General features: G+C 59.3%; 19 protein-coding genes. 6 read left to right on the top strand and 13 right to left on the bottom strand.

The window, feature by feature from the left end:
- Positions 1-78 precede the first annotated feature (78 nt).
- The 3 genes from WA225_RS08895 to WA225_RS08885 all read left to right on the top strand — a co-directional run bounded on the left by WA225_RS08895 (position 79) and on the right by WA225_RS08885 (position 6515).
- Complete coding sequence (locus tag WA225_RS08895; protein ID WP_422607661.1) at positions 79-1179, top strand: efflux RND transporter periplasmic adaptor subunit; 1101 nt, start codon at positions 79-81, stop codon at positions 1177-1179.
- Between the two features lie 6 nt (positions 1180-1185).
- Entirely contained in the window at positions 1186-4254 is a 3069-nt protein-coding gene (locus tag WA225_RS08890; protein WP_422607660.1) for an efflux RND transporter permease subunit, read from the top strand.
- 869 nt (positions 4255-5123) lie between these two features.
- The gene (locus WA225_RS08885) at positions 5124-6515 is read left to right on the top strand and encodes a Fic family protein (protein ID WP_422607659.1); all 1392 of its coding nucleotides are present in this window, start codon (positions 5124-5126) and stop codon (positions 6513-6515) included.
- On the opposite strand, the gene WA225_RS08880 is transcribed toward WA225_RS08885, so the two are convergent.
- The 4 genes from WA225_RS08880 to plsB form a co-directional block, all read right to left on the bottom strand.
- Positions 6512-7201, bottom strand: a complete 690-nt coding sequence (locus tag WA225_RS08880) for a DUF4197 domain-containing protein (RefSeq protein WP_422607658.1) — start codon at positions 7199-7201, stop codon at positions 6512-6514. The genes WA225_RS08885 and WA225_RS08880 overlap by 4 nt on opposite strands.
- A 40-nt stretch (positions 7202-7241) precedes the next feature.
- Positions 7242-7640: a YbaY family lipoprotein gene (locus WA225_RS08875; protein ID WP_331694873.1), complete on the bottom strand. Its 399-nt coding sequence runs from the start codon at positions 7638-7640 to the stop codon at positions 7242-7244.
- A gap of 51 nt (positions 7641-7691) precedes the next feature.
- Positions 7692-8378: a hypothetical protein gene (locus tag WA225_RS08870; protein WP_422607657.1), complete on the bottom strand. Its 687-nt coding sequence runs from the start codon at positions 8376-8378 to the stop codon at positions 7692-7694.
- A gap of 97 nt (positions 8379-8475) precedes the next feature.
- Positions 8476-10974, bottom strand: coding sequence for a glycerol-3-phosphate 1-O-acyltransferase PlsB (plsB, locus tag WA225_RS08865; RefSeq protein ID WP_422607656.1), 2499 nt, complete (start codon positions 10972-10974; stop codon positions 8476-8478).
- Between the two features lie 237 nt (positions 10975-11211).
- Between plsB and WA225_RS08860 the strand changes: the two genes are divergently transcribed.
- The gene (locus tag WA225_RS08860) at positions 11212-11421 is read left to right on the top strand and encodes a cold-shock protein (RefSeq protein ID WP_422607655.1); all 210 of its coding nucleotides are present in this window, start codon (positions 11212-11214) and stop codon (positions 11419-11421) included.
- 111 nt (positions 11422-11532) lie between these two features.
- On the opposite strand, the gene WA225_RS08855 is transcribed toward WA225_RS08860, so the two are convergent.
- The 4 genes from WA225_RS08855 to WA225_RS08840 all read right to left on the bottom strand — a co-directional run bounded on the left by WA225_RS08855 (position 11533) and on the right by WA225_RS08840 (position 16792).
- Complete coding sequence (locus WA225_RS08855) at positions 11533-11910, bottom strand: hypothetical protein (protein ID WP_064120729.1); 378 nt, start codon at positions 11908-11910, stop codon at positions 11533-11535.
- A 76-nt stretch (positions 11911-11986) separates the two neighbouring features.
- Positions 11987-12796 (bottom strand): putative RNA methyltransferase, encoded by an 810-nt coding sequence (locus tag WA225_RS08850; RefSeq protein WP_422607654.1) that lies wholly within the window; start codon positions 12794-12796, stop codon positions 11987-11989.
- Positions 12796-13947: a succinyl-diaminopimelate desuccinylase gene (gene dapE, locus WA225_RS08845; protein ID WP_422607653.1), complete on the bottom strand. Its 1152-nt coding sequence runs from the start codon at positions 13945-13947 to the stop codon at positions 12796-12798. Before dapE ends, WA225_RS08850 begins: the two co-directional genes overlap by 1 nt.
- Positions 13948-14200: 253 nt before the next feature.
- The gene (locus WA225_RS08840; RefSeq protein ID WP_422607652.1) at positions 14201-16792 is read right to left on the bottom strand and encodes a glycosyltransferase; all 2592 of its coding nucleotides are present in this window, start codon (positions 16790-16792) and stop codon (positions 14201-14203) included.
- 213 nt (positions 16793-17005) lie between these two features.
- On the opposite strand from WA225_RS08840, the gene tcdA reads away from it, so the two are divergent.
- On the top strand, positions 17006-17824 hold the full coding sequence (gene tcdA, locus WA225_RS08835) for a tRNA cyclic N6-threonylcarbamoyladenosine(37) synthase TcdA (RefSeq protein WP_422607651.1): 819 nt from the start codon (positions 17006-17008) through the stop codon (positions 17822-17824).
- Between the two features lie 119 nt (positions 17825-17943).
- On the opposite strand, the gene WA225_RS08830 is transcribed toward tcdA, so the two are convergent.
- The 4 genes from WA225_RS08830 to WA225_RS08815 all read right to left on the bottom strand — a co-directional run bounded on the left by WA225_RS08830 (position 17944) and on the right by WA225_RS08815 (position 21130).
- Positions 17944-18348: a SufE family protein gene (locus WA225_RS08830; RefSeq protein ID WP_422607650.1), complete on the bottom strand. Its 405-nt coding sequence runs from the start codon at positions 18346-18348 to the stop codon at positions 17944-17946.
- Complete coding sequence (locus tag WA225_RS08825; protein ID WP_422607649.1) at positions 18345-19550, bottom strand: aminotransferase class V-fold PLP-dependent enzyme; 1206 nt, start codon at positions 19548-19550, stop codon at positions 18345-18347. The genes WA225_RS08830 and WA225_RS08825 overlap by 4 nt, the downstream gene beginning before the upstream one ends.
- A gap of 149 nt (positions 19551-19699) precedes the next feature.
- On the bottom strand, positions 19700-20734 hold the full coding sequence (gene dapD, locus WA225_RS08820; RefSeq protein WP_122591337.1) for a 2,3,4,5-tetrahydropyridine-2,6-dicarboxylate N-succinyltransferase: 1035 nt from the start codon (positions 20732-20734) through the stop codon (positions 19700-19702).
- A 33-nt stretch (positions 20735-20767) separates the two neighbouring features.
- Positions 20768-21130: an ArsC family reductase gene (locus WA225_RS08815; RefSeq protein ID WP_422607648.1), complete on the bottom strand. Its 363-nt coding sequence runs from the start codon at positions 21128-21130 to the stop codon at positions 20768-20770.
- Positions 21131-21426: 296 nt separating this feature from the next.
- Here WA225_RS08815 and WA225_RS08810 point away from each other — a divergent pair, with 296 nt between their 5' ends.
- Positions 21427-23058, top strand: coding sequence for a Na+/H+ antiporter (locus WA225_RS08810; protein ID WP_422607647.1), 1632 nt, complete (start codon positions 21427-21429; stop codon positions 23056-23058).
- A 64-nt stretch (positions 23059-23122) separates the two neighbouring features.
- Here WA225_RS08810 and WA225_RS08805 read toward each other — a convergent pair whose 3' ends face one another.
- A complete protein-coding gene (locus WA225_RS08805) occupies positions 23123-23875 on the bottom strand; it encodes a M12 family metallopeptidase (RefSeq protein ID WP_422607646.1) in 753 nt (250 codons plus the stop codon).
- Between the last annotated feature and the right edge of the window lie 225 nt (positions 23876-24100).

Raw genomic sequence — 24100 nt, 5'->3', positions numbered from 1 at the left:
TGGACTGGTGAGTTTGCTATTAATAACATACCCGCCAGTATAATTATTCCAAGCACCATTAGCGAAAGGTCCGTCACCATGTTCCGCCATGCGTTGTCCTTAGCGTTGCCAGCGAGTCTGGCGTTCCTTTTGTCCGCGTGTGGTCAGGAAGAGGCGACGCAAGTCACCGTGCGCCCGGCCATGGTGGTGCAGCCAGAGCCTTCGGCACAGGCGATGGAAAGTTATCCGGGCGAGGTCCGCGCCCGCTACGAACCCGATCTGGCGTTCCGCATTGGCGGTAAAGTCAGCCGACGACTGGTCGATGAAGGCCAGCGCGTGAAGGCGGATCAAGCACTCGCCGAACTCGATCCGCAGGACGTGCGCCTGCAACTGGAAGCCACCCGCGCCCAGGTCGCCGCCGCTGAAGCCAATCTCAATCTGGTCCGCGCCGAGCGTGATCGCTACAAGACGCTAATGGATCGGCAGATGGTCAGCCGCTCGGCCTATGACAATGCCGAAAACCTTTACCGCTCCGGTGAAGCCCGCCTTAAACAAATCAAAGCCGAATTCAACGTATCGACCAATCAGGCCAGTTACGCGGTACTGCGTGCGCCGCAGGATGGCGTGGTGGCCAAGCGTTCGGTCGAAGTGGGGCAGGTCGTCGCCGCCGGGCAAACCGTGTTTACCCTCGCCACCGACGGCGAGCGCGAAGTGCTGATCAGCCTGCCGGAACAGAGCTTCGGCCGCTTCAAGGTCGGTCAGCCAGTGACCGTAGAGTTATGGACGCAGCAGAACCAGCGCTTCGCCGGGCAGATCCGCGAACTGTCGCCCGCCGCCGATCCACGCTCGCGCACTTTCGCCGCACGTATTTCCTTCACCAGCGGCAAAGTCCCGGCGGAACTGGGCCAGAGCGCCCGGGTGTTCGTGCAATCGGCCGACAGCGTTTCCCTGTCGGTGCCGCTCTCGGCACTTACCGCCGAAAACGGCGCGACCTACGTCTGGGTCGTCAGCGCCAACAACACTTTGAAGAAAACCCCGGTGCGCGTCGGCCCGTTCGGCGAGAAAAGCGTGCCGGTGCTCGAAGGCTTGAACGCCAGCGACTGGGTGGTGGCTGCCGGCGTACATGTGTTGCTCGAAGGGCAGCAGGTGCGTCCGGTGGATCGCTCCAACCGTGTGGTCAATCTGGCGGACAAGGAGTAAGCCCCGATGCGCTTCAACCTTTCCGAATGGGCGCTGCGTAATCGCCAGATCGTACTGTTCCTGATGCTTTTGCTGGCCATCGTCGGCGCCTTGTCCTACACCAAACTCGGCCAGAGTGAAGACCCGCCGTTTACCTTCAAGGCCATGGTGATTCAGACCCGCTGGCCGGGGGCGACGGCGCAGGAGGTCTCGCGGCAGGTCACCGAACGCATCGAAAAGAAGTTGATGGAAACCGGCGAGTACGAACGCATCGTGTCGTTCTCGCGCCCCGGCGAATCGCAAGTCACGTTCATTGCCCGCGACTCGATGCACTCCAAGGAAATCCCCGACCTCTGGTATCAGGTGCGCAAGAAGGTCAGTGATATTCGCCAGACCTTGCCGCCGGATATTCAGGGGCCGTTTTTCAACGATGAATTCGGTACCACGTTCGGCAATATCTATGCGCTGACCGGTGACGGTTTCGATTACGCCGTGCTCAAGGATTACGCCGATCGCATCCAGATTCAGCTGCAACGGGTCAAGGATGTCGGCAAGGTCGACCTGCTCGGTTTGCAGGATGAGAAAATCTGGGTCGAGTTATCCAACGTCAAACTGGCGACCCTCGGCTTGCCGCTGGCGGCGGTGCAACAGGCGCTGCAAGAGCAGAACGCGGTGTCCACCGCCGGGTTCTTTGAAACCGGTAGCGAGCGCTTGCAACTGCGGGTCTCGGGGAATTTTCAGACGGTCGATGAGATAAAGAACTTCCCGATCCGCGTCGCTGACCGGACCTTCCGCATCGCTGATGTCGCTGATGTACGTCGTGGTTTTAACGACCCGCCGGCGCCGCGCATGCGCTTCATGGGCGAAGACGCGATCGGTCTGGCAGTGGCGATGAAGGATGGCGGGGACATTCTGGTGCTCGGCAAAGCACTGGAAGGCGAGTTCTCGCGCATCCAGAAAAACCTCCCGGCCGGCATGCAATTGCGCAAGGTGTCCGATCAACCGGCGGCGGTGAAAACCGGGGTCGGCGAGTTCGTTCAGGTGCTGGTCGAGGCACTGGCGATCGTCTTGCTGGTGAGCTTCTTCTCCCTTGGCGTGCGCACCGGCATGGTCGTGGCGCTGACCATTCCGCTGGTGCTGGCGATGACCTTCGCCTGCATGTATTACCTTGGCATCGGCCTGCACAAGATCTCTCTTGGCGCGTTGGTGTTGGCGTTGGGCTTGCTGGTGGACGACGCGATCATCGCCGTGGAAATGATGGCGATCAAAATGGAGCAGGGTTTCGACCGAATCCGCGCGGCGAGCTACGCCTGGACCAGCACCGCGTTCCCGATGCTCACCGGTACGTTGATTACTGCCGCCGGGTTCTTGCCGATTGCCACGGCACAATCCGGCACCGGCGAATACACCCGTTCGATCTTTCAGGTGGTGACCATCGCATTGCTCGCGTCCTGGGTGGCGGCGGTGATGTTTGTGCCGTATCTGGGGGAAAAACTCCTGCCGGATCTGGCGAAAATTCATGCGGCCAAACACGGCACGGGCGATGGTCAGGCTGATCCCTATGGCACGCCGTTTTATCAGCGCGTTCGTCGTTTGGTGGAATGGTGTGTGGTGCACCGCAAGACCGTGATCGTGCTGACGGTGGGGCTGTTCATTGCCTCGGTGATGTTGTTCCGCTTCGTCCCGCAGCAGTTCTTCCCTGCCTCCAATCGATTGGAGTTGATGGTCGATCTGAAACTGGCTGAAGGCGCGTCGCTGGCCAATACCACCGGTGAGGTCAAACGTCTGGAAGCGATGCTCAAGGAACATGCGGGCATCGATAATTACGTGGCTTATGTCGGCACCGGATCGCCGCGTTTCTATCTGCCGCTCGATCAACAACTGCCGGCGGCGAGCTTCGCGCAGTTTGTGGTGTTGGCAAAAAACATCGAGGAGCGTGAAGCGTTGCGCACCTGGCTGATCGACACGCTCAACGAGCAGTTCCCGGCCATGCGTTCGCGGGTGACGCGTTTGGAAAACGGCCCGCCGGTTGGTTATCCGGTGCAGTTCCGCGTGACCGGTGAGCACATCGAAGAGGTTCGCGCGTTGGCGCGCAAAGTGGCGGCCAAGGTTCGTGAGAATCCGCATGTGGTCAATGTGCATCTGGATTGGGAAGAGCCGAGCAAGGTGGTCTATCTGAACATCGATCAGGATCGCGCTCGGGCGCTGGGTGTGAGTACGGCGAATCTGGCGAAATTCCTGCAGAGTTCGTTGACCGGGTCGAGTGTCAGTCAGTATCGCGAAGACAATGAATTGATCGAGATTCTGCTGCGCGGCACGGTGCATGAGCGTACTGAATTGTCGTTGTTGCCGAGCCTGGCGGTGCCGACGGACAACGGCCGCAGTGTGGCGCTGTCGCAAATTGCCACGCTGGAATACGGCTTTGAGGAGGGGATTATCTGGCACCGCAATCGGCTGCCGAACGTGACCGTGCGCGCCGATATTTATGGCAAGGAGCAGCCGGCGACGTTGGTGAAGCAGATCATGCCGACGCTGGATTCGATTCGCGCCGAGTTGCCCGATGGTTATCTGTTGGATGTCGGCGGCACGGTGGAGGATTCCGAGCGTGGGCAGAAGTCGGTGAATGCCGGGGTGCCGATGTTCATTGTCGTGGTGCTGACGTTGCTGATGGTGCAGTTGCGCAGTTTTTCGCGCACGGCGATGGTGTTTCTGACGGCGCCGTTGGGGTTGATCGGGGTGACGTTGTTTTTGATGGTGTTCCGCCAGCCGTTCGGGTTTGTGGCGATGTTGGGGACGATTGCGTTGTCCGGGATGATCATGCGTAATTCGGTGATTCTGGTGGATCAGATCGAGCAGGATATCGCTTCGGGGCTTAAGCCTTGGCAGGCGATTATCGAGGCGACGGTTCGACGCTTCAGGCCGATTGTGTTGACGGCGTTGGCGGCGGTGTTGGCGATGATTCCGTTGTCGCGCAGTGTGTTTTTTGGGCCGATGGCGGTGGCGATCATGGGCGGGTTGATTGTTGCGACTGCGTTGACGTTGTTGTTTTTGCCGGCGTTGTATGCGGCCTGGTTCAGGGTGCGTAAGGACGCTTGATTCTTTTGTGACGTGGCGGCCTTCGGGCCGACCATGTTCTTGGGGTTTTGGGTGTATATCCGTTTTTGTGGGTGCTGCCGCTGGCGGTTTCGCTCTTACAGCGAGTCCCTTTGGCAAACGCCCCAAAGGAACCAAAGGTCTGTGCCCTGACGTTCGGCCCGCTCGCTGGGGCTCGGGGTTCCTTCGCTCCGGGATCGATCCGGGCGCATCGCCTACGGTTTGCTTCGCTGCACCTCCTCTCGATGTGTTTGGCTTCGCCAAACGGTCGCTGCGCTCCCACCCCCGGATCAATCCCGGAACGAAGCCTGCCGACGGGCCTTCAGATCAAAAGCTGTACTCGAGCTAACGCTCATTGTGTTGAGTGGTGAGGAGCAGAAGCGATGCGCGGTCTGCTCTTGCTCTTTTGTGGGAGCGAGCTTGCTCGCGAAGGCGGCCTGATAGCCGACCTGTTTTTTGCAGATGTACTCAGTTCGACTGTAGGAGTGAGCCTGCTCGCGAAGGCGGCCTGACAGCCGACCTGTTTTTCGCAGATGTACTCAGTTTGACTGTAGGAGCGAGCCTGCTCGCGAAGGCGGCCTGACAGCCGACCTGTTTTTTGCAGATGTACTCAGTTCGACTGTAGGAGTGAGCCTGCTCGCGATGACGCCCTGAAAGCCACCCAGTCTCTGACTATTGCATGCAATCCAATTGTGGGAGCTGGCTTGCCAGCGATGGCGGCCTGATAGCCGACCAGTCTCTAGCTGACTATCCAAAACCCGCTCTGCCTCCGCCACTTCCTACATCTTTTTCAGAAACCTCCGATATTGAGCCTTGGTGCCTCGGATGTTGTACTCCAGCCTCTGCTTTCCAGCGTTTCTGAGTTTGTCTTGATGAAAAAGCCGCCAGCATTGAAAGGCAGAATCGACCCGGTGCTTGATTTGTTGGTGCGTCCGCCTCACAAGCATCGTCTGGCGGATTATCTTGCTTTGCTCAAGCCGCTCGATGATCAAGATCGTTACCTGCCATTTGAAGCGTTGCGTTATCGCTGGGCGCAAGGGCTGGATGCCAAGCTGTGTTGGGCCTTGGTCAAGAAGGCGCGGGCGGCCCAGTACATCAACCTTCTGCCGCTGGGCGAGCCGGTGCAGTGGGGCAAGTATCTGCTGACGCCGTTGGCACAGAAAACCATCTCCATCGTGGATCGGCAGAGCAGTACCGCGGCGCTTGAATACATGACCAGCCAGATCGGCGAGCGGGCGCATTTCAGTTATCTGTTGAATGATCTGATCGAAGATGAAGCGATTGCCAGTAGCCAGTTGGAAGGCGCAGCAACCACTACGCGTGTGGCCAAGGACATGCTCAAACACCAGCGCCAGCCTCGCACACCGGATGAACGCATGGTGATGGGCAATTACCGGATGATGAATTTTGCCTGGGAGAGGCGTTACGAACCCATGAGCGTGGATTTGATCGCAGCGATTCATCGGGTGGGAGTCGAGGGCATCGATGACGAAAAGTACTCTCCCGGAGTATTCAGGATCAATGACGAAGTGGTCGTTCAGGACGGGGCGGGCAACACCGTGTATCGGCCACCACCTGCGGCAGGATTGGTGTCGCGGTTGGAGAAACTGTCGCACTGGATCAATTTTCCCGGCGGCTCACCGCAAGAGACGAGCTATCTGCATCCGCTGATCAAGGCGATCACACTGCATTTTGCCTTGGGTTACGAACATCCATTTCGCGACGGCAATGGGCGAGTCGCCAGGGCGTTGTTTTACTGGTTCATGTTCAAGAACGAATTTGCGGCGTTTCGCTACATTGCGATCAGTTTGTTACTGCGTAATGCACCGGTGAAATATGGACGATCATATCTGCACACCGAGGCGGATGAGTTGGATCTGACGTACTTCATCGAATTCCAGTGTTCGGTGATCCAGCGAGCGGTGCTCGGGTTTACCGATGTTTACCGCAAGAGCGTGGGGTGTACCGAAGCGTTCGAGCGCAGGCTGAAGAATGGCGGCTTCTTTGAGCAACTCACGGAAAAACAACGCGCGTTGTACGAGGTGGCCAAAAACGGAGTGGCGAAGGAGTTCACCGTGAGCAATGTGGCTGAGAATTTTGCTTGCTCGTATAGCGAGGCGGCGTCGGCACTAGAGGGATTAGACGAGTTGCGGGTTTTTGAACGAAGGAAGATGGGGCGGGAGTGGGTGTTCTTTTTACGTAATCCTGTAGGTGGATGGAAGCACGGGAGCGAATTCCTTCGCCCCCATGTCGTGACCGCTTAAAGCGTGCCGAACACCTTCTTCGCCAAACTGGTCGCTGCAGCGGCCGGGTTTTGACGGAGGGTTTCTTCCTGTTTGCCGATCATTTCGAACAAGCCATTGAGCGCTTGTTCGGTGACGTAGTTTTCGACATTGGCGCTCTTCGCATCAACAACGCCAAACGCAGCAGCCTGACCAGCAAACGAGTTGTACTTCTGCGCCACGCCAACCTTGTCGGTCGCTTGCTTGACGATCGGCAGGAACTTGGCGCGGATCTGTTCGCGGCTGGATTTGTCGAGGTATTGCGTGGCCGAGTCCTTGCCGCCGCTGAGGATGCCTTTGGCGTCTGCCACGCTCATTTTCTTCACGGCGTCGACGAGGATTGGCTGGGCCTGAGTCACGGCGCTTTCCGCCGCTTTGTTCATCGCGGTTTCCAGCTCTTCAACCTGGGCGCCCATGCCGAAGGCTTTCATCTTGCTCGCAGCTTTGCCGAGTTTGCCCGGCAGTTCGATCTTCACCTCAGGGTTGTTGCTGAAACCACCGGGTGTGCCGAGTTGTTTGACGGCGATTTGTGCGCCTTGGGTCAGGGCATCCTTGAGGCCGCCGGTGGCGTCTTTTTGTGACAGGTCACTGAGCGACAGGGCCATTGCGCTGGCGGAGATCATCAGGCCTGCACACAGACCGGCGAAGCGAAGGGTAGGGCGGAGCATGGCGGCTTCCTTGTTGCGGAAAAGGGTAGCGGGGAATGAATTAACGAACGGCGTCGACGCGGATTTTCAGCGGCTGCGGGTCGTTGCCGTCGAGTTGCACGGCGTGGTTTTCAGTGGTGATGAACATCAGTTCGCCGTTGATTTCAATGCGAGCACTGACCGAGTAGCGATGGCCGGGTTTGACCTGGGCGGGATCGTAGCTCAAGTGGAAGGGCAGTGGCACCTGGCCTTTGATCGGGCCTTTCTGCTCGTCCAGCACCACCGCTGGCGCATCGGCGAGGGAAACGTCTTGCAGGCTCACGCTCAAGGTCGCGCTCGGTGGCAGGGCGATGCGTTGCAGGTAGAACACTTCGCCATCGAGGCTGGCCTTGCCGGCGGGAGTGGTCGATTGGCAGGCGCTCAACAGCGTGGCGGCGGCGAGAAGGGTGAGTTTTTTCATCGGAACCTCTAATACTTTTGCGCCGGAAGAATCCCGGCGCCGAAGAGAAATCTAGCGGATTTTGCCACCAGCGTCAGTGAACAAACGTAAGGGTTTCTGCAGATAGTGCGAAATCCAGAGGGATAACCGTGAACTCGACTGATGCGCAACCGGCGCAAGTTCGACATGCCATGGCGTTACCGGAATCGATTGGTGATAGCGGTTTTCAATACCGCTTAATTCATAGCGTTTACCGGCGATGACGCTACCCGGATCGTATTGCAGATAAAACGAGGTAGCTGTTTGTTCATCATGCATGACACGGGCAAGTTCCATTTCGGGATGGCCAACATCGTGCAGGCTGATCGTTACGGCTTCATGTTCAGCGATTGCCTGGGGCGCTTGAACTTCCACATACAGGAAGCCAATCGGGCTGAGGTGCAGCGTCTGCCGATGTGGAGCTGTGTTGACGATAACGAAGTAGTCCAGTTCCACCAACAAAGGCTGTTGCTCGTGAAACATCTGGACGTTGATCTGATACTTCACGCCGACGTCGCTGTAGTGATGCGGGAAGGAGAACTTCCAGCCCACATCGAAGATTGAAGAATGTCGCCAGTCCTTGATATTTATTGCAGAAGTGGAATTGGCAACTTTGACGCTGACCACCGTTTCATTCACACCGCCTGCGGGCGCGCGGAAGTCAGTGGGCAAACGGAAGTCAACGGTGACGATGGAAGTTTGTTCGGGTAACAGGCTCATCTCGATATCCTTATCGCGATTATTGAAGTGAGCCTATTTATCCACGAATCAACTAACGGGAGAACCCGCCGGGGCGCCCGTTAGTTGTCGACAAGTGTCAGACCTCGGTGGTCACTGCGGTTTCCGCCGCATCTTCACTGCGATGCAACGCCACCTGACGGATCGACAAACGAATATCCGCCGGTAGTACTCGCTTGGCCGCACCCTCAGCCAGTTCGCCGAGCAGCTCGTGATAGCTCAGCTTGCCGGCCTCGTCGCGACGCAGCACGTCGAGGTCGAGCATCGTCTGGATGAAGTGACGGAACAGGCTCTTGTCGAAGAACTCCGGGGCGTTGAGACCATGGAGGATCGACAGGCGCTGGGCCATGACCGTGCAGAGGTCTTCCAGCTCTTCGGCGCTGACGCTGTTCTGGCCGCTATTGAGCAGCAAGGACACGGTCATGTAGAAGCGCTGCAGGGTCTGGGCGATGCTCTTCGACAGCAGCGTCAGCAGGACGAAATGCCGTGAGCTCGGTGCCGGACGCAAGTAGACGTCTTTCTCGAAACGCAGCAGGCCTTGCTCGACGAATGCTTCCAGCCACTGATCGACTACGCCGTCGAGTTCGTCCAGCGTCCAGCGAATGAACAGCTCCGACTGCAAGTACGGATACAGCGCGCGGGTGTAGCGCAGGATCTGTTCGCGGCTCATGCGCGAGGCACTCTGGAAGAAGCTCGCCAGCAGCGCCGGCAGGGCGAAGATGTGCAGCACGTTGTTGCGGTAGTAAGTCATCAGGACGGCGTTTTGCTCATCCAGATAGAGAATCTTGCCCAGGGCATCGTTCTGCTCGGCGAGCAGGTCCATGTCCTTCACATGCTCGATCAGCGCGCGGCCATCACCTTCCGGCAGCGTGGTGTGCGGCGAGTACGGGACTTTGCGCAGCAGTGCCAGATACAGATCCAGCACCCGCGCCATCGCCCGATCATCCAGCGCCAGACGTGTAGTCGACAGCAGCGCCAGCGCGACAAGGTTGACCGGGTTGATCGCAGCGGCTTCGTTGAGATGCTGCGCGACTTTTTCGCCAAGACGATTGGTGGTTTCGTTGAGCCACGCCGGTTTGTATTGCGGGCCGAGTTCCTGCTGGCGCCAGTCCGGCTGTTCGGCGTCGAGGAATTCCGCCAGTTTGATCGGCTCGCCGAAGTTCACCGCAACCTGACCGAAACGCTGCTTGAGCGCGCCGATGACTTTGAAGATGTCGAAGATCGATTCTTTCTTCTTGCTCGCGCCGCGCAGTTCGCCGAGGTAGGTGCGACCTTCGAGCACGCGTTCGTAACCGATGTACACCGGCACAAACACAATCGGCATCCGCGACGAGCGCAGGAAGCTGCGCAGGGTGATCGCGAGCATGCCGGTTTTCGGTTGCAGCATGCGCCCGGTGCGCGAGCGGCCGCCCTCGACGAAGTACTCGACCGGGAAGCCTTTGGTGAACAGCGTGTGCAGGTATTCGTTGAACACCGAGGTGTACAGCGGATTGCCCTTGAACGTGCGGCGCATGAAGAACGCACCGCCACGGCGCAGCAGGCTGCCGATCACCGGCATGTTGAGGTTGATCCCGGCGGCGATGTGCGGCGGGGTCAGGCCGTTGCGGAACAGCAGATACGAGAGCAGCAGGTAGTCGATGTGACTGCGGTGGCAGGGCACGTAGATCACTTCGTGACCCTGGGCGACCTTCTGCACGCCTTCGATGTGGTTGACCTTGATGCCGTCGTAAATCTTGTTCCAGAACCAGCTCAGCACCACTTCAAGGAAGCGGATTGCGGTGTAGGTGTAGTCCGAGGCGATCTCGTTGCCATAGCGCAAGGCCTGGGCCTTGGCTTTCTCAGGGGAGATGTTTTCGCGCTCGGCTTCGTCGAGGATCGCTTGCTTGACCAGTGGCTGGTTGAGCAGGCCTTTGACCAGGTTACGACGGTGGGAAATGTCCGGGCCGATCACCGCCGCTTTCAGGTTGCGAAAATGCACACGCAAGATGCGCTGGGCCATGCGCACGGTGCGTTCATGGCCCTTGTTGTGCTCGATCAGTTCACGCAGGTGGATTGGCGCGGAGAACTGTACGCGGGTTTTACGCCCCAGGACGATGATGCTCAGCAGCCGGCGCAGACGGCCGGTGACCGCCCAACTGTCGGCGAACAACAGCTTCCACGGACTGTTTTCGCTGTCCGGCGATTGGCCCCAGAACACGCTGACCGGGATGATCTGCGCGTCTTCGGCGGCGTTCTGCGTGAGCGCGCTGACCAGTCGGGTCAGGGTCGGCGGTGCGCCGCGTTTGTCCTGGCGACCGAGCCAGTCCGGATCCGGCGTCAGGTAGAAAAACGCCGCCGGCTCGATCAGCGAACCGACCGACACCGGCAGCACCGGACGCGGCAGCCCGGCCTTGGTGCACTCGGTGTCGAGCACGGCCAGATCGGTCAGCGAAGGGTTTTGCAGGACGTAGAACACCGGACGACTGCGGTCGAGGTTGAGGGTGAACGACGACTGGTTGATCGTCTCCGAGCGAACCCAGAGGTACAACAGTCGGCGCAAGGTGCCAAACACAAGACGGCGGAACGGGGAACGGGTCATACGGCTTCTGCGTGAGTGGATAAACCGAGCGGTTGCTCGGGAGGGCGACAGTTTGCCGTATTAGGCGAAAATCGGCAAAAAAGCGGCGAAGTAATCTCCTGTTGAGAGTTTTCGCGCCTGTCATATACTCGGCGGTCTGTCGCCGGGGCCCTTTTATGGACGTCGGACGCAGGCTGACGTTCCGCAAAGGCTTTCCTGCGAAAAGCCTGTTCAATAATAAAAAAGGAGTATGAACAGATGGCAACACGTGAAACCGGCAACGTGAAGTGGTTCAACGACGCCAAGGGCTACGGCTTTATCCAGCGCGAAGACGGGGTGGACGTGTTCGTGCACTACCGCGCGATTCGTGGCGAAGGGCATCGGTCGCTGACTGAAGGCCAGCAGGTTGAATACGCGGTGATTACTGGCGAGAAGGGGTTGCAGGCTGAGGATGTTGTAAGCCTGTGATGATCGTTCCCGCGCTCTGCGTGGGAATGCCTCAACTGACGCTCTGCGTCCGCTTTGGGACGCAGAGCGTCCCGGGCTGCATTCCCACGCAGAGCGTGGGAACGATCAGTATCAGGCGGTTTTCCAGGTGATTTCTTCTTCACCATCGGCGCTGATGCGCATCCAGCGATCCGCCGTTTCTTCACCTTCTTCCTCGACCCAGGTCCCCGGCGCGCAACGCACTTCCACGTTCAGCGCAGCAAACGCTGCACGCGCGCAGGCGATATCGTCGTCCCACGGCGTCTGGTCGCTTTCCAGGTACAGGCTGTTCCACTTGCCCACGGCTTTCGGCAGCCAGGTCACCGGCACGTTGCCGGCCTTGCATTTGTAGGTCTGGCCTTTCTGTACCCAGTCGCTGCACGGGCCTAGTGCTTCGCCCAGCCAGGCCGAAATGGCCTTGTGGTCGACGTCGGCGTCTTTCAGGTAAATCTCGATGTCCGGTTGGCGCATGGATGTCCTCACTGCGGGTCTGAAAAATCCATTCGCGGATTTAGCCGGCCCCGGGCACTCGCCCGAGACCAAAAGTTTATTGAAGAACGAAATAATCGTAGCGCATCGACACGGTGGTCTCGAACGGCTCGGCCTGTTCGATCACCGCTGCGCGACGCTCGGCACTGGCGCGCCAGCCGTGGGGTGTCATCGCCAACAGGTTGGCGCGATCCTCGGGCTTGTCCAGCGTCAGCTTGAATTCCAGGGTTTCACTGTGCGCCAGCGCCATGCCTTGCGGTACCAGGGCCAGATGCTTGTCGTCGGTGTATTCGCGCACTTCGTCGTACAGGCGTTCGCGCAGTTCCATCAGGTGGCCGCTGGTCGGGCCGACTTTCATCAGACCGCCGCCGACACTGAGCAGACGCTTGGCTTCTTCCCAGTCCAGCGGACTGAAAACACTGGCGAGAAACTGGCAACTGCCCGACGCCAGCGGCACGCGGGCCATGCTGGCGATCAACCAGGTGATTGCCGGGTTGCGTTTGCAGGCGCGTTTGACCGCTTCGCGGGAGATGTCCAGCGCATAGCCGTCAGCGTTCGGCAACGCTTCGGCGATTTGCGCGGTGTAATAACCCTCGCCACAACCGATATCGACCCAGCGATCCGGCGCAAAACTCGCCGCCAGTTCGGCCAGACGCTTGGCCACCGGCGCGTAATGGCCGGCGTTCAAGAAGTCGCGGCGCGCTTCGACCATGGCCTGGTTGTCGCCAGGGTCGCGGCTGTTCTTGTGCTGCACTGGCAGCAGGTTCAGGTAACCCTGCCGCGCACGGTCGAAGCGATGGCCGGCGGGGCAGACCACACCGTTGTCCACCGCATTCAGTGGTTCACTGCAAATGGGGCAAGCGAGCATCAGGCGAGCAACTTGATCAGGGTCTGGTAGTAGATCTCGGTCAGTACGTCGAGATCGGCTGCCAGTACGCGTTCGTTGACCTGGTGAATGGTCGCGTTGACCGGGCCCAGTTCAACCACTTGCGTGCCCATGGTGGCGATGAAGCGGCCATCGGAGGTACCGCCGCTGGTCGACGCCTTGGTTTCGCGACCGGTGATGTCCTTGATGCTCGCCGACACCGCGTCGAGCAGCGCGCCCGGTTCGGTGAGGAACGGCAGGCCGGACAGCGCCCAGTCGATGTGCCAGTCCAGATCGTGCTTGTCGAGAATATCGGCCACGCGTTTCTGCAGGCCTTCGACGGTCGATTCGGTGGAGAAGCGGAAGTTGAACACCGCCACCAGATCGCCCGGAATCACGTTGGTCGCGCCGGTGCCGGAGTTGACGTTGGAGATCTGGAAACTGGTCGGCGGGAAGAAATCGTTGCCGTGATCCCAGTGCTCGGCGGCCAGTTCGGCCAGCGCCGGAGCGGCGAGGTGGATCGGATTCTTTGCCAAGTGTGGATAGGCGACGTGACCCTGAATGCCTTTGACTGTGAGCTTGGCGCCCAGCGAGCCACGACGGCCGTTTTTCACCACGTCGCCAACCAGGGTGGTGCTCGACGGTTCGCCGACGATGCACCAGTCCAGACGCTCATTACGCGCGGCCAGACGCTCGACCACTGCTTTGGTGCCGTGGTGCGCCGGGCCTTCTTCGTCGCTGGTGATCAGGAACGCGACCTTGCCCTTGTGGTTCGGGTAGTCGGCGACGAAACGCTCGGCGGCGACGGTCATCGACGCCAGGCTGCCTTTCATGTCCGCCGCGCCCCGGCCGCAGAGCATGCCGTGCTCATCGATCAGCGCGTTGAACGGGTCGATCTGCCACGCGGTGACCGGGCCGGTCGGCACCACGTCGGTGTGGCCGGCGAAGCACAGCACCGGGCCGTCGTTGTTGCCGTGGGTCGCCCAGAAGTTATCCACCTCTTCGATGCGCATCGGCTCGAGGCTGAAACCGGCATCGCCCAGGCGCTGCATCATCTGCTTCTGGCAATCGGCGTCGACCGGCGTCACGGACGGACGGCGGATCAGGTCGATGGCGAGTTGGAGGGTCGGCGAAAGGTCGGCGTGGGCCGTCATGGAAAACTCCGGAATCATGAATTTGAGCGAGGGCCAATGTGGGAGCGACGGTTCGACGCTTCGACTTGCTCGCGAAAGCGCTGTATCAGGCAACATAAGGGTTGAATGTTACAAAGCCTTCGCGAGCAAGCTCGCTCCCACAGGGATTGTGTTCGGTCGGTTACACCGCGTATCACGCCAAGCCCCGCAAAATGGCGGTTATCTTAAAGCAAAACGGCGACCATTGGCCGCCGTTTAGTGCATCGACGAGGATTTAGACGGCCGGCGCCGGTTCAGGCGCAGCGGCCGGTTTTGGCAGCGAGGACAGGAACGCCATGATCAATGCGGCCAGATACGGCAGCGACTGCACCAGCAACATCACCACCCAGAAGCGCATGTCGTTGCTCGGCATGCCATTGACCAGGAAGATCCCCAGCGCCGCGCCCCACAACAGCAGCATGATGAACAGCTCTTCCCGTGCTTCGGAAATCGCCACCCAGAAACCATGGTTGTCGGCGTTTTTTGGCGTGCGGAAGAACGGAATGCTGGTGGTGAAGAAGCCGTACAGCACCGCTTTGGCGATGGTGTGCGACAACGCCAGCCCGGCCAGTGCCGCGCAGAAAGCATCTTTCAGGTTCACGCCGACGGCGCGACGGTAGAGGAAGATGATCTTGCCGACCTTGAACACAAACAGCGCCAACGGTGGGATTGCGAAGATCAGCAACGGCGGATCGACCCGCTGCGGCACGATGATCATCGCTGCCGACCACAACAGTGCGCCGACGGTGAAGAAGATGTTCATGCCGTCCGCGACCCACGGCAACCAGCCCGCGAGGAAGTGGTAACGCTGGCCGCGCGTCAGTTCGGTGTCCTTGCCGCGCAAGAGGCTGCCGGTGTGGCGCTTGATGATCTGAATCGCACCGTAGGCCCAGCGGAAACGCTGTTTCTTGAAGTCGATAAACGTATCCGGCATCAGACCCTTGCCGTAGCTGTCGTGGTAATACGCCGCTGACAGGCCTTTTTCGAACACGCGCAGACCGAGTTCGGCGTCTTCACAGATGCACCAGTCGGCCCAGCCCAACTCTTCCAGTACCGAACGGCGGGTCATGGTCATGGTGCCGTGCTGAATGATCGCGTCACGGTCGTTGCGGGTGACCATGCCGATGTGGAAGAAGCCTTTGTATTCGGCGTAGCAAAGCTTCTTGAAGGTGCTTTCGTTCTGATCGCGATAATCCTGCGGTGACTGCACCACAGCGATTTTCGGGTCGGCGAAGTGCGGCACCATGTGCTTGAGCCAGTTCGGGTGCACGCAGTAATCGGAGTCGATCACGGCGATCACTTCGGCGTCCTTGGCGGTGTGCGGAATCAGGTAGTTCAGCGCACCGCCCTTGAAACCGGCCAGGGGCGAGACGTGGAAGAACTTGAAGCGTGGGCCGAGGGTTTCGCAGTAATCGCGCACCGGCTCCCACACCGCCGGGTCCTTGGTGTTGTTGTCGATGATCAGGACTTCGTAGTCCGGGTAATCGAGGGCGGCCAGTGCGTCGAGGGTCTGTTTGACCATGTCCGGCGGCTCGTTGTAGCACGGCACGTGAATCGACACTTTCGGGCGATAGCTGGAGTCGCCCTCGACCGGCAGGAACTCACGTCGCCGCTTGTGAATCCACACCGCTTCGGCCAATTCATGCGCTTCGGTCAGCAAGACGATAAACACGCCGAGCGCACCGAGCGCCAAGAGGAAGCCGACCGTCAGGCTGAACCATGTGCTGTATTGCAGGCTGTAGTCGTAACCGATCCACACCAGCACTGAACCGCAAAGGAACGCGATAAAGGTCAGGAAGATTCGCCCACGCTGACGCAGCGCCGAGCCGTCGATCATCAGCAGGGTCAGCGACAACAGCGCCAGCACTACCGAACCGATGGCCAGTACACGCCATTGCGGGATCGCGACCACCGGGCCTTCGAAGTTGAATTTTTGCTGACGCGCGGCGTTGAACACGCCCCAGTAGGCACCGACCGAACCTTCGTCGCTGGCCTTCCACGGCTGGTCAAACGCTTCGATCACGAAGTAGTTGAAGCCTTGGCGGTTGAGCTTGTTGACCAGGTTACGCAGGTAGATCGCCTGATCCGCCGGCGACGCATCGGCGCCACCGCGCATGCGGCCGTTGCTCGGCCAGCCGACCTCGGAGAGCAGCAGCGGTTTTTTCGGGAACAGTTTTTTCAGGTCGCGGGCGCGGTCGAAAACGAACTGCCCGGCCTTGTCGACCGGAATGAACTCCCAGTAGGGCAGAACGTGCGCGGCGATCAGGTCAACGTGCTTGGCCAGCTCCGGGTGTTCTTCCCAGACGTGCCATTGCTCGGAGGTGGTCACCGGCACTTTCACCGCCGCGCGCACGCGATCGAGCAGCACGCTCAGCTCTTGCGCGGTGATTTCCTTGCGGAAGATCGCTTCGTTACCGACCACCACGCGAACCACACTGCGCGAAGTGTTGGCGAGTTCGATGGCGCGGGTGATTTCCCGTTCGTTGCGTTCCTGGTCGGGGCTGATCCAGATCCCCAGCGTCACGCGCAGGCCGAATTCTTCAGCCAGTTTCGGGATGTCTTGCAGCGAACCGTCGACCGAGTAGATGCGGATGTTGTCCGTCAGCTTGCTCATGATCTCCAGGTCGCGGCGCATTTCGTCGTCAGTCGGATACTGATCCTTCTGCGGGAATTGTCCCTGCTGGAACGGCGAATAGGAGAAACCGGAGATCTGCTCCGGCCAGTTCGGCGCGGAGACCGGGCGATTGATCAGCGCCCAGAAGCCGGTGAACAGGGCGGCGATTGCCAGAACCACCACCAGGTTGAGTCCAAATTTACGCGATGACATAGCTATTTCGGGTTCCAAAGGCTGTGGAACGAAGGATCGGTCGGCTATACGCCCGAGGGGCGCGCATCCTACACCGGCAGTTCGCCAGTCGTACATCAGACAGGGAAATGCCCGACATTGGGCAGCCGACTTTGACTTAAGTTCTTACACTTGTAGCTGATGTTTAGAACTTGTCGCCGCGTAGCCCTATAATGCGCGCCGGTTTTTGGGGTAATGGTCATGAGTACAGAAGATCCGCGGTTTGCAGGCATCGCCCGTTTGTATGGCATTGAAGGCCTGGAGCGCTTGCGCGCGGCCCATGTGGCGATCGTCGGCGTCGGTGGCGTCGGTTCCTGGGCGGCGGAAGCCATGGCCCGTTGTGGCGTCGGCGAGATTTCGCTGTTCGACCTCGATGACGTCTGTGTCAGCAACGCCAACCGCCAGTTGCACGCGCTGGACAGCACCGTCGGCAAACCCAAGGTCGAGGTGATGGCCGAGCGTCTGCGCGGGATCAACCCGGATTGCACCGTGCACGCGGTGGCGGATTTCGTCACCCGCGAGACCATGGCCGAGTACATCACGCCGAACATCGATTGCGTGATCGACTGCATCGACGCGGTCAACGCCAAGGCCGCGCTGATCGCCTGGTGCAAGCGCCGCAAGATCCAGATCATCACCACGGGTGGCGCGGGCGGGCAGATTGATCCGACGCTGATTCAGGTGTGCGACCTCAACCGCACGTTCAATGACCCGTTGGCCTCGAAAGTGCGCTCGACGTTGCGTCGTGATTATGGTTTTTCGCGCACCGTGACCCGCCATTACAGCGTGCCGTGTGTGTTTTCCACCGAGCAACTGCGTTATCCGAAGCCGGATGGCAGCATTTGTTTGCAGAAGAGTTTTGTTGGCGATGGGGTGAAGCTGGACTGCGCCGGTGGGTTTGGTGCGGTGATGATGGTGACGGCGACGTTTGGGATGGTTGCGGCGACCAAGGCTGTGGACAAGATTGTCGCGGGTGTGCGGCGCCCTTCAGACCGGGTCAAATCTGACGCCTGACCGGTTGATCGTTCCCACGCTCCGCGTGGTAATGCAGCCCGGGACGCTCCGCGTCCCATCCAGAGCCGAACGCGGAGCGTCCGTTGAGGCATTCCCACGCAGAGCGTGGGAACGATCAGTCAGCGAGCCAACTCATTCATCCGCTGGAGCACAGCATTCAAGCCATTGCTGCGCGATGGCGATAGCTGGCGCGACAGGCCGAGCTGATTAAACCAATCAGGCAAGTCGATTTGCTTTAAATCAGCCGCCGACAACCCGTTAACCCGCAACAGCAACAACGCCACCAACCCGCGGATCATCCGCGCATCGCTGCTGGCGCTGAATTGCCAGTGACCGTCGTGCAGTTCACCAACCAGCCACACCTGACTCTCACAGCCATGCACCCGGTTAGCCTCGCACTTGTCCGCATCGCTGAGCGCAGGCAGACGATCACCAAACTGCATCAGCAACCGCGCCCGCTGTTCCCAGCCAGGCGCATTCTGAAAAGTCTGCAGCGCTTCGGCGGCTTCGACCGGCAAGCTCATCGCAACAACTCCAACGCCTGATCCAGTGCTTCAAAGAAGCGCTCCAGATCTTCGGAATCGTTGTACAACGCCAGCGAAACACGAATCGCCCCGGCCAGTTCAAAGCTTTTCAGCAACGGCATGGCGCAATGGTGCCCGGCGCGCACAGCGATGCCTTGCTCGGTCAGCAGGTGCGCCAGATCGGCGTTGTGCACACCTTCGACGACAAAACTCGCCAGCGCCAGTTGCGGTTTACCGAGCAGACGAATGCCATTGCGCGCTGCGAGGCCACGCAGCAAATAATCATGCAGCGCCGCTTCATGGGTCGACACCGCTTCCTGATCGAGCCCGGCCAGATAATCGAGGGTCGCACCGAGGCCGATCACACTGGCAATCGGCGGCGTGCCCGCTTCAAAACCCAGCGGCGCAGGGCGAAAACGCGAGTCGTGATAGTTGGCTTCCAGGACCATTTCGCCGCCGAACTGCCAAGGCTTCAGTTGTTCAAGTGCAGCGTTGCGCCCGAACAGCACGCCGAGGCCATCGGGGCCATACAGCTTGTGGCTGGAAAACACATAGAAGTCGCAACCCAGCGCCTGCACGTCATGCCGACCGTGCACCACGCCTTGCGCGCCATCGACCACGGTCAGCGCGTTCTGCGCCTTGGCCATGCCGAGCAATGCCGGCAATGGCTGCCATGCGCCGAGCACGTTGGACAACTGACTGACCGCCAGCAACCGCGTGCGCGGGCCGATCAGATGCACAGCGGCAGCGAGGTCGATCAAGCCGTCGGCGTCCAGCGGCAGAATTACCAGCTTCAGGTTGCGACGTTGTGCCAGTTGCTGCCACGGCAGCAGGTTGGCGTGATGTTCCAGGGCGCTGATGACAATTTCATCGCCCGGCTGGAAAAGATGTTCCAGGCCATAAGCCAGGAGATTCAGCGCACTGGTGGCGCCGTGAGTAAAGATGATTTGCCCACTGTCACCGGCATTCAGCCACTGGGCAACCTTCAGTCGACTGTCCTCGAACGCCTGCGTGGCATGAGCGCCGGGCAGGTGTTGCGCACGATGCACATTGGCTGCGCCGTTGGCGTAGTAATGCGTCAGTGCGTCGAGCAGGGCCTGGGGTTTTTGCGTGGTGGCGGCGTTGTCCAGATAGGTCTGGTCTTGCCGTTGCAGCGCGGCGATAGCCGGGAAATCGGCACGCCACGGGGAGGGAATCATCATCTGTTCAGCCCTGTGAACTTGGGCGGGTATACACCGAACCTTGTGGGAGCGAGCTTGCTCGCGAAAGCGTCGGGTCATTCAGCGATGTTGTTGACTGACCGAACGCCTTCGCGAGCAAGCTCGCTCCCACAGGGGGATCGTATGGCTGCTTAGTTGTGAGCGTGCAGCGCTTCGTTCAGTTCGATCGCCGACTTGTGGGTTTTGCATTCCACAGCGCCGGTTTCCGAGTTGCGACGGAACAGCAGGTCAGTCTGACCGGCCAGCTCACGCGCCTTCACAACCTTGACCAGATTGTTGTTTTCGTCGAGCAGCGCAACCTTGGTGCCGGCGGTCACGTACAGGCCCGACTCGACAGTGTTGCGGTCGCCCAACGGAATACCGATACCGGCGTTGGCGCCGATCAGGCAGCCTTCGCCGACCTTGATCACGATGTTGCCGCCACCCGACAGGGTGCCCATGGTCGAGCAACCGCCGCCCAGATCGGAACCCTTGCCGACGAATACGCCAGCGGAAACGCGGCCTTCGATCATGCCCGGGCCTTCGGTGCCGGCGTTGAAGTTGATGAAGCCTTCGTGCATCACGGTGGTGCCTTCACCGACGTAAGCGCCTAGACGCAGACGCGCGGCGTCAGCGATACGCACGCCGGCCGGTACCACGTAGTCGGTCATTTTCGGGAATTTGTCCACCGAGAACACCTCCAGCAGGTCGCCACGCAGACGGGCTTCCAGTTGCATTTCGGCCAGTTCGCTCAGGTCGATTGCACCCTGGCTTGTCCACGCTACGTTCGGCAGTAGCGGGAAGATCCCCGCCAGGCTCACGCCGTGCGGCTTGACCAAACGGTGCGACAGCAGGTGCAGCTTGAGGTAGGCCTCAGGGGTCGAAGTCAGTTGCGCGTCTTCAGCCAGCAGGGTGGCGACCAGCGGCTTGTGGCTCTCGGCCAGACGGGTCAGCAGCTTGCCTTGCACGGCGTCGATGCCTTTCACGGCTTCAGCCAGTTGTGCGGCCTGAGCGGTGGTGAAGGTGATGGCCTGGTTGCCTTCGGTGTAACCGAGGATCGGCGCAACAGCGGCGACCAGTTCGGCCGAAGGGTTGAGCAGTGGCTGTGCGTAGAACACTTCCAGCCACGCGCCTTGACGGTTCTGAGTGCCGACACCAAAGGCGATGCTGAACAGAGAATTGGACATGTAAATACACCTCTACAAAGAGTGACGGGCTGCTTACTTCAGAGCGGCCGCGTAGATATCTGGCTTGAAGCCAATCAGGGTTCGGTCACCGAGATCGAGCACCGGGCGCTTGATCATCGAGGGTTGAGCGAGCATCAGTTCGATGGCTTTCGACTGGTCGAGATCGGCTTTGTGTTCGTCGTCGAGTTTGCGAAAGGTCGTGCCTGCGCGGTTCAACACCGTTTGCCAGCCGTGCTCGTCACACCATTGGGTCAGGTGCTCACGGTCGATGCCGGCGCTTTTGTAATCGTGAAAGTCGTAGCTGACAGCGTGTTCATCAAGCCAGGTGCGCGCCTTTTTCATGGTGTCGCAGGCTTTGATGCCGAAAAGGTGCAACGTTTTACTTGAAACGGTCAAGGAATTGCCCCCTTTACAGGTGCTGGAGAAAAATGGTGTCGGATTATGCCATGACCAAACCGGTTCGCGGCGCCTCAGGTCGATTTGGTAATGCAAAACCCTGTGGGAGCGAGCTTGCTCGCGAAGAGGCCCTGTCAGTCAATACCTCTGTTCGATGAACGACCGCATTCGCGAGCAAGCTCGCTCCCACATTGGGGTGCGCTTTGTGGGCGTGCGACATAGGTGCAACGGTCAGACGCATGCTAAGCGGCTAATATGGCAGTTCAACGCTGTCGATTGTCTGAGATTTGCGCTTTATGCAAACTGCTTACACCGTCCTGATCCTGCTGATGCTGGTCAGCGTGTCGCGTCTGGTCGGACGGGTCATCCCGCTGCCGCTGCCATTGGTACAAATCGCCGCCGGCGCCTTGCTGGCCTGGCCGACCCTGGGTCTGCACGTGGCGCTCGATCCGGAACTGTTCCTGTTTCTGTTCCTGCCGCCGCTGCTGTTCTCCGATGGCTGGCGCATGCCCAAACGCGAGTTCTGGCATTTGCGCGGGCCGATCCTGACACTGGCGGTCGGCCTGGTGCTGTTCACCGTGGTCGGCGCCGGCTACTTCATTCACTGGTTGTTGCCGACGATCCCGTTGCCCGTGGCCTTCGCTTTGGCGGCCGTGTTGTCGCCAACCGACGCCGTGGCCGTTTCGGCAATCTCGCAGAACCGCTTGCCGACGCCGCTGATGCACATCCTGCAAGGCGAGGCGCTGATGAACGATGCCTCGGGTCTGGTGACGTTCAAGTTCGCTTTGGTCGCGGCAGTGACCGGCGTGTTCTCGCTGACCAACGCCAGCCTGACCTTTGTCGTGGTGGCGCTCGGTGGTCTGGCCGTCGGCGTGGCATTGAGCTGGCTGGTCGGGCGCCTGCGCTCGTGGATGATCGCGCGGGGCTGGGACGATCCCGCGACCCACGTGGTGTTCATGTTGCTGCTGCCGTTCGCTGCTTATGTACTGGCCGAACGTCTCGGGGTTTCGGGCATTCTCTCGGCCGTGGCGGCGGGGATGATGCAGAGCTGGCTTGATCTGCTGCCGCGGCAGACCAGCACCCGCTTGCTCAATCGCAGTGTCTGGTCGCTGCTGGAATTCGCTTTCAACGGTTTGATCTTTTTGCTGTTGGGTTTGCAATTGCCGGACATCATCAAAGCCGTGGTCAGCCACGAGCCGACCCTGTGGCCAACGCTGTTTTATCGCTGCCTCGATGTCGGCGCAATTTTCCTTGCGTTGGTGTTGCTGCGGTTTATCTGGGTGCAGAGCATCTGGCGTTTGTCGGTGCTTTTGCGCCGTTTGCGCGGCAAGGGCGAGCTGACCCAAGTGCCGACCGCGCGCTCCTGCTGGTTGCTGACGGTCGGTGGCGTGCGCGGTGCAGTGACGCTGGCGGGTGTGATGTCGGTGCCGATGCTGATGGGCGCGGAGGCCTTTCCCGAACGTGATCTGCTGATCTTCATCGCAGCCGGAGTGATTCTGCTGTCGCTGATATCGGCGTGTATCGCTTTGCCGCTATTGCTGCGTGGCATCGAAAAAAGTCCGGACGACAAGCGTCGTCAGGAAGTGCGTGATGCCTGGCGTAAAACCGCAGAAGCGGCGATTCATGCGCTCGAAACCGAGGAAACCACCCCGCAGGACGCGGCTCAGGCCGCTCTATCGGCAGAACTGAAGGCGCGGATCATGTCCGAGTATCGCCATCAACTGGATGTTTTCAACGACTCCGCCGAAGCGCAGGCCTTGGCGTTCCAGATGGATCTGCTCGAGCGTCGCCTGCGCTTGAAGGCGCTGAGGGCGCAACGTCTGGAACTGTATAGCCTCAGTCGTCATCACCAGATAGGTGATGACGTGTTGCGCGAGGTATTGGGGGAGTTGGATCTGAGCGAAGCGAACCTTGGACAGATCAAATGATTTTATGCCGGTCGGACTCGCGGATGGCTCGCTACCTGTCGCGAGCATTTAGCCCATGGACGAGTCAGGGACGGTGCGAAGGATCATCGGGTGATTCGGAAGGTGTTTCTGGATAGATGCTCAGGATCATGCGCATGTCATCTTCGCTAAGGATCTTGTTGGGGGCTAGCTCATAGACGCCATCGGTGAGTTCCTTGTCTACGCGATAATGCATGATCGAGTTTTTATCGTAGGCAGTAAGCACCAGGCGGAGAGTGTCGATAGGATCGAAAAAGTTCTTTTCAATCTCCTCGGGACTCCAGCCGTGACGTGCGTAAAGTTCTCGAACTTTTTGTTTGTTCCAGGGGATATTGGCGTCGGGGTGCAAGTGTTCGTGATGGAGACCAAGTACGTGGCCAAACTCATGGAGTACTGTTGCCTCGAAAAACTCGCTGCCGGGCTTTTCCGCAATATAGGTTGTCGGTTCACCGGGTTCAGCCAATAGGCAGTCTGTGCCGATACGCGAGATATTTAAATCGGTGTTGGTCTTTATTCTTATGGTTGCATTGGTTCTGCTGGTAAAAACAATATTAAGGTTGGCTAACTTGGCCCATTTCCAGATGGTACTTTTAAAAGCCTTTGCATCTGCAGCACTCAATTCGTCAAGAAAGCAGACGGAAAGCGTTCGGAAGTTACTCCAGAGTTTTGAGTGGGCACTCACCGATCTTGCAGCTTTGCCGCCGTTAAGTGCATTGCGTTGGCTTTCTGTGACGGCAGTCTGGTAGGCGAGAAGCGGATCCGCGGGGTGAATGGTCTTGCAAATTTTGCTGCTGTTCATTTTCTCAATTTCCTTATTAAGTTCAGTTTTATACGAATGCCCGATCAAGGGCGCCATCCTCGGTAACCCGGTTGGAGTGGATAGTTGTGAAGATTTTTACTTTTTTCGTGGCAAACAGGGCAGAACTTGATTGATGGCAGTTCTAGTGATTTCTGTTTTTTGATTGTTTCGCGTTTGACGAAGTAGCGCTCAACTTAGTTGAAAGTTTGAGTTTGTAGAAGTTAT

This window comes from Pseudomonas sp., from assembly GCF_049300855.1.
Lineage (GTDB): Bacteria > Pseudomonadota > Gammaproteobacteria > Pseudomonadales > Pseudomonadaceae > Aquipseudomonas.
This window is presented reverse-complemented; position numbering and strand designations above follow the sequence as displayed.

Excerpts from the sequence above, each read along its gene's own strand:
- WA225_RS08895 (WP_422607661.1), top strand. The coding sequence starts at position 79 with ATGTTCCGCCATGCGTTGTCCTTAGCGTTGCCAGCGAGTCTGGCGTTC.
- WA225_RS08890 (WP_422607660.1), top strand. The coding sequence starts at position 1,186 with ATGCGCTTCAACCTTTCCGAATGGGCGCTGCGTAATCGCCAGATCGTA.
- WA225_RS08885 (WP_422607659.1), top strand. The coding sequence starts at position 5,124 with ATGAAAAAGCCGCCAGCATTGAAAGGCAGAATCGACCCGGTGCTTGAT.
- WA225_RS08880 (WP_422607658.1), bottom strand. The coding sequence starts at position 7,201 with ATGCTCCGCCCTACCCTTCGCTTCGCCGGTCTGTGTGCAGGCCTGATG.
- WA225_RS08875 (WP_331694873.1), bottom strand. The coding sequence starts at position 7,640 with ATGAAAAAACTCACCCTTCTCGCCGCCGCCACGCTGTTGAGCGCCTGC.
- WA225_RS08870 (WP_422607657.1), bottom strand. The coding sequence starts at position 8,378 with ATGAGCCTGTTACCCGAACAAACTTCCATCGTCACCGTTGACTTCCGT.
- plsB (WP_422607656.1), bottom strand. The coding sequence starts at position 10,974 with ATGACCCGTTCCCCGTTCCGCCGTCTTGTGTTTGGCACCTTGCGCCGA.
- WA225_RS08860 (WP_422607655.1), top strand. The coding sequence starts at position 11,212 with ATGGCAACACGTGAAACCGGCAACGTGAAGTGGTTCAACGACGCCAAG.
- WA225_RS08855 (WP_064120729.1), bottom strand. The coding sequence starts at position 11,910 with ATGCGCCAACCGGACATCGAGATTTACCTGAAAGACGCCGACGTCGAC.
- WA225_RS08850 (WP_422607654.1), bottom strand. The coding sequence starts at position 12,796 with ATGCTCGCTTGCCCCATTTGCAGTGAACCACTGAATGCGGTGGACAAC.
- dapE (WP_422607653.1), bottom strand. The coding sequence starts at position 13,947 with ATGACGGCCCACGCCGACCTTTCGCCGACCCTCCAACTCGCCATCGAC.
- WA225_RS08840 (WP_422607652.1), bottom strand. The coding sequence starts at position 16,792 with ATGTCATCGCGTAAATTTGGACTCAACCTGGTGGTGGTTCTGGCAATC.
- tcdA (WP_422607651.1), top strand. The coding sequence starts at position 17,006 with ATGGTCATGAGTACAGAAGATCCGCGGTTTGCAGGCATCGCCCGTTTG.
- WA225_RS08830 (WP_422607650.1), bottom strand. The coding sequence starts at position 18,348 with ATGAGCTTGCCGGTCGAAGCCGCCGAAGCGCTGCAGACTTTTCAGAAT.
- WA225_RS08825 (WP_422607649.1), bottom strand. The coding sequence starts at position 19,550 with ATGATGATTCCCTCCCCGTGGCGTGCCGATTTCCCGGCTATCGCCGCG.
- dapD (WP_122591337.1), bottom strand. The coding sequence starts at position 20,734 with ATGTCCAATTCTCTGTTCAGCATCGCCTTTGGTGTCGGCACTCAGAAC.
- WA225_RS08810 (WP_422607647.1), top strand. The coding sequence starts at position 21,427 with ATGCAAACTGCTTACACCGTCCTGATCCTGCTGATGCTGGTCAGCGTG.
- WA225_RS08805 (WP_422607646.1), bottom strand. The coding sequence starts at position 23,875 with ATGAACAGCAGCAAAATTTGCAAGACCATTCACCCCGCGGATCCGCTT.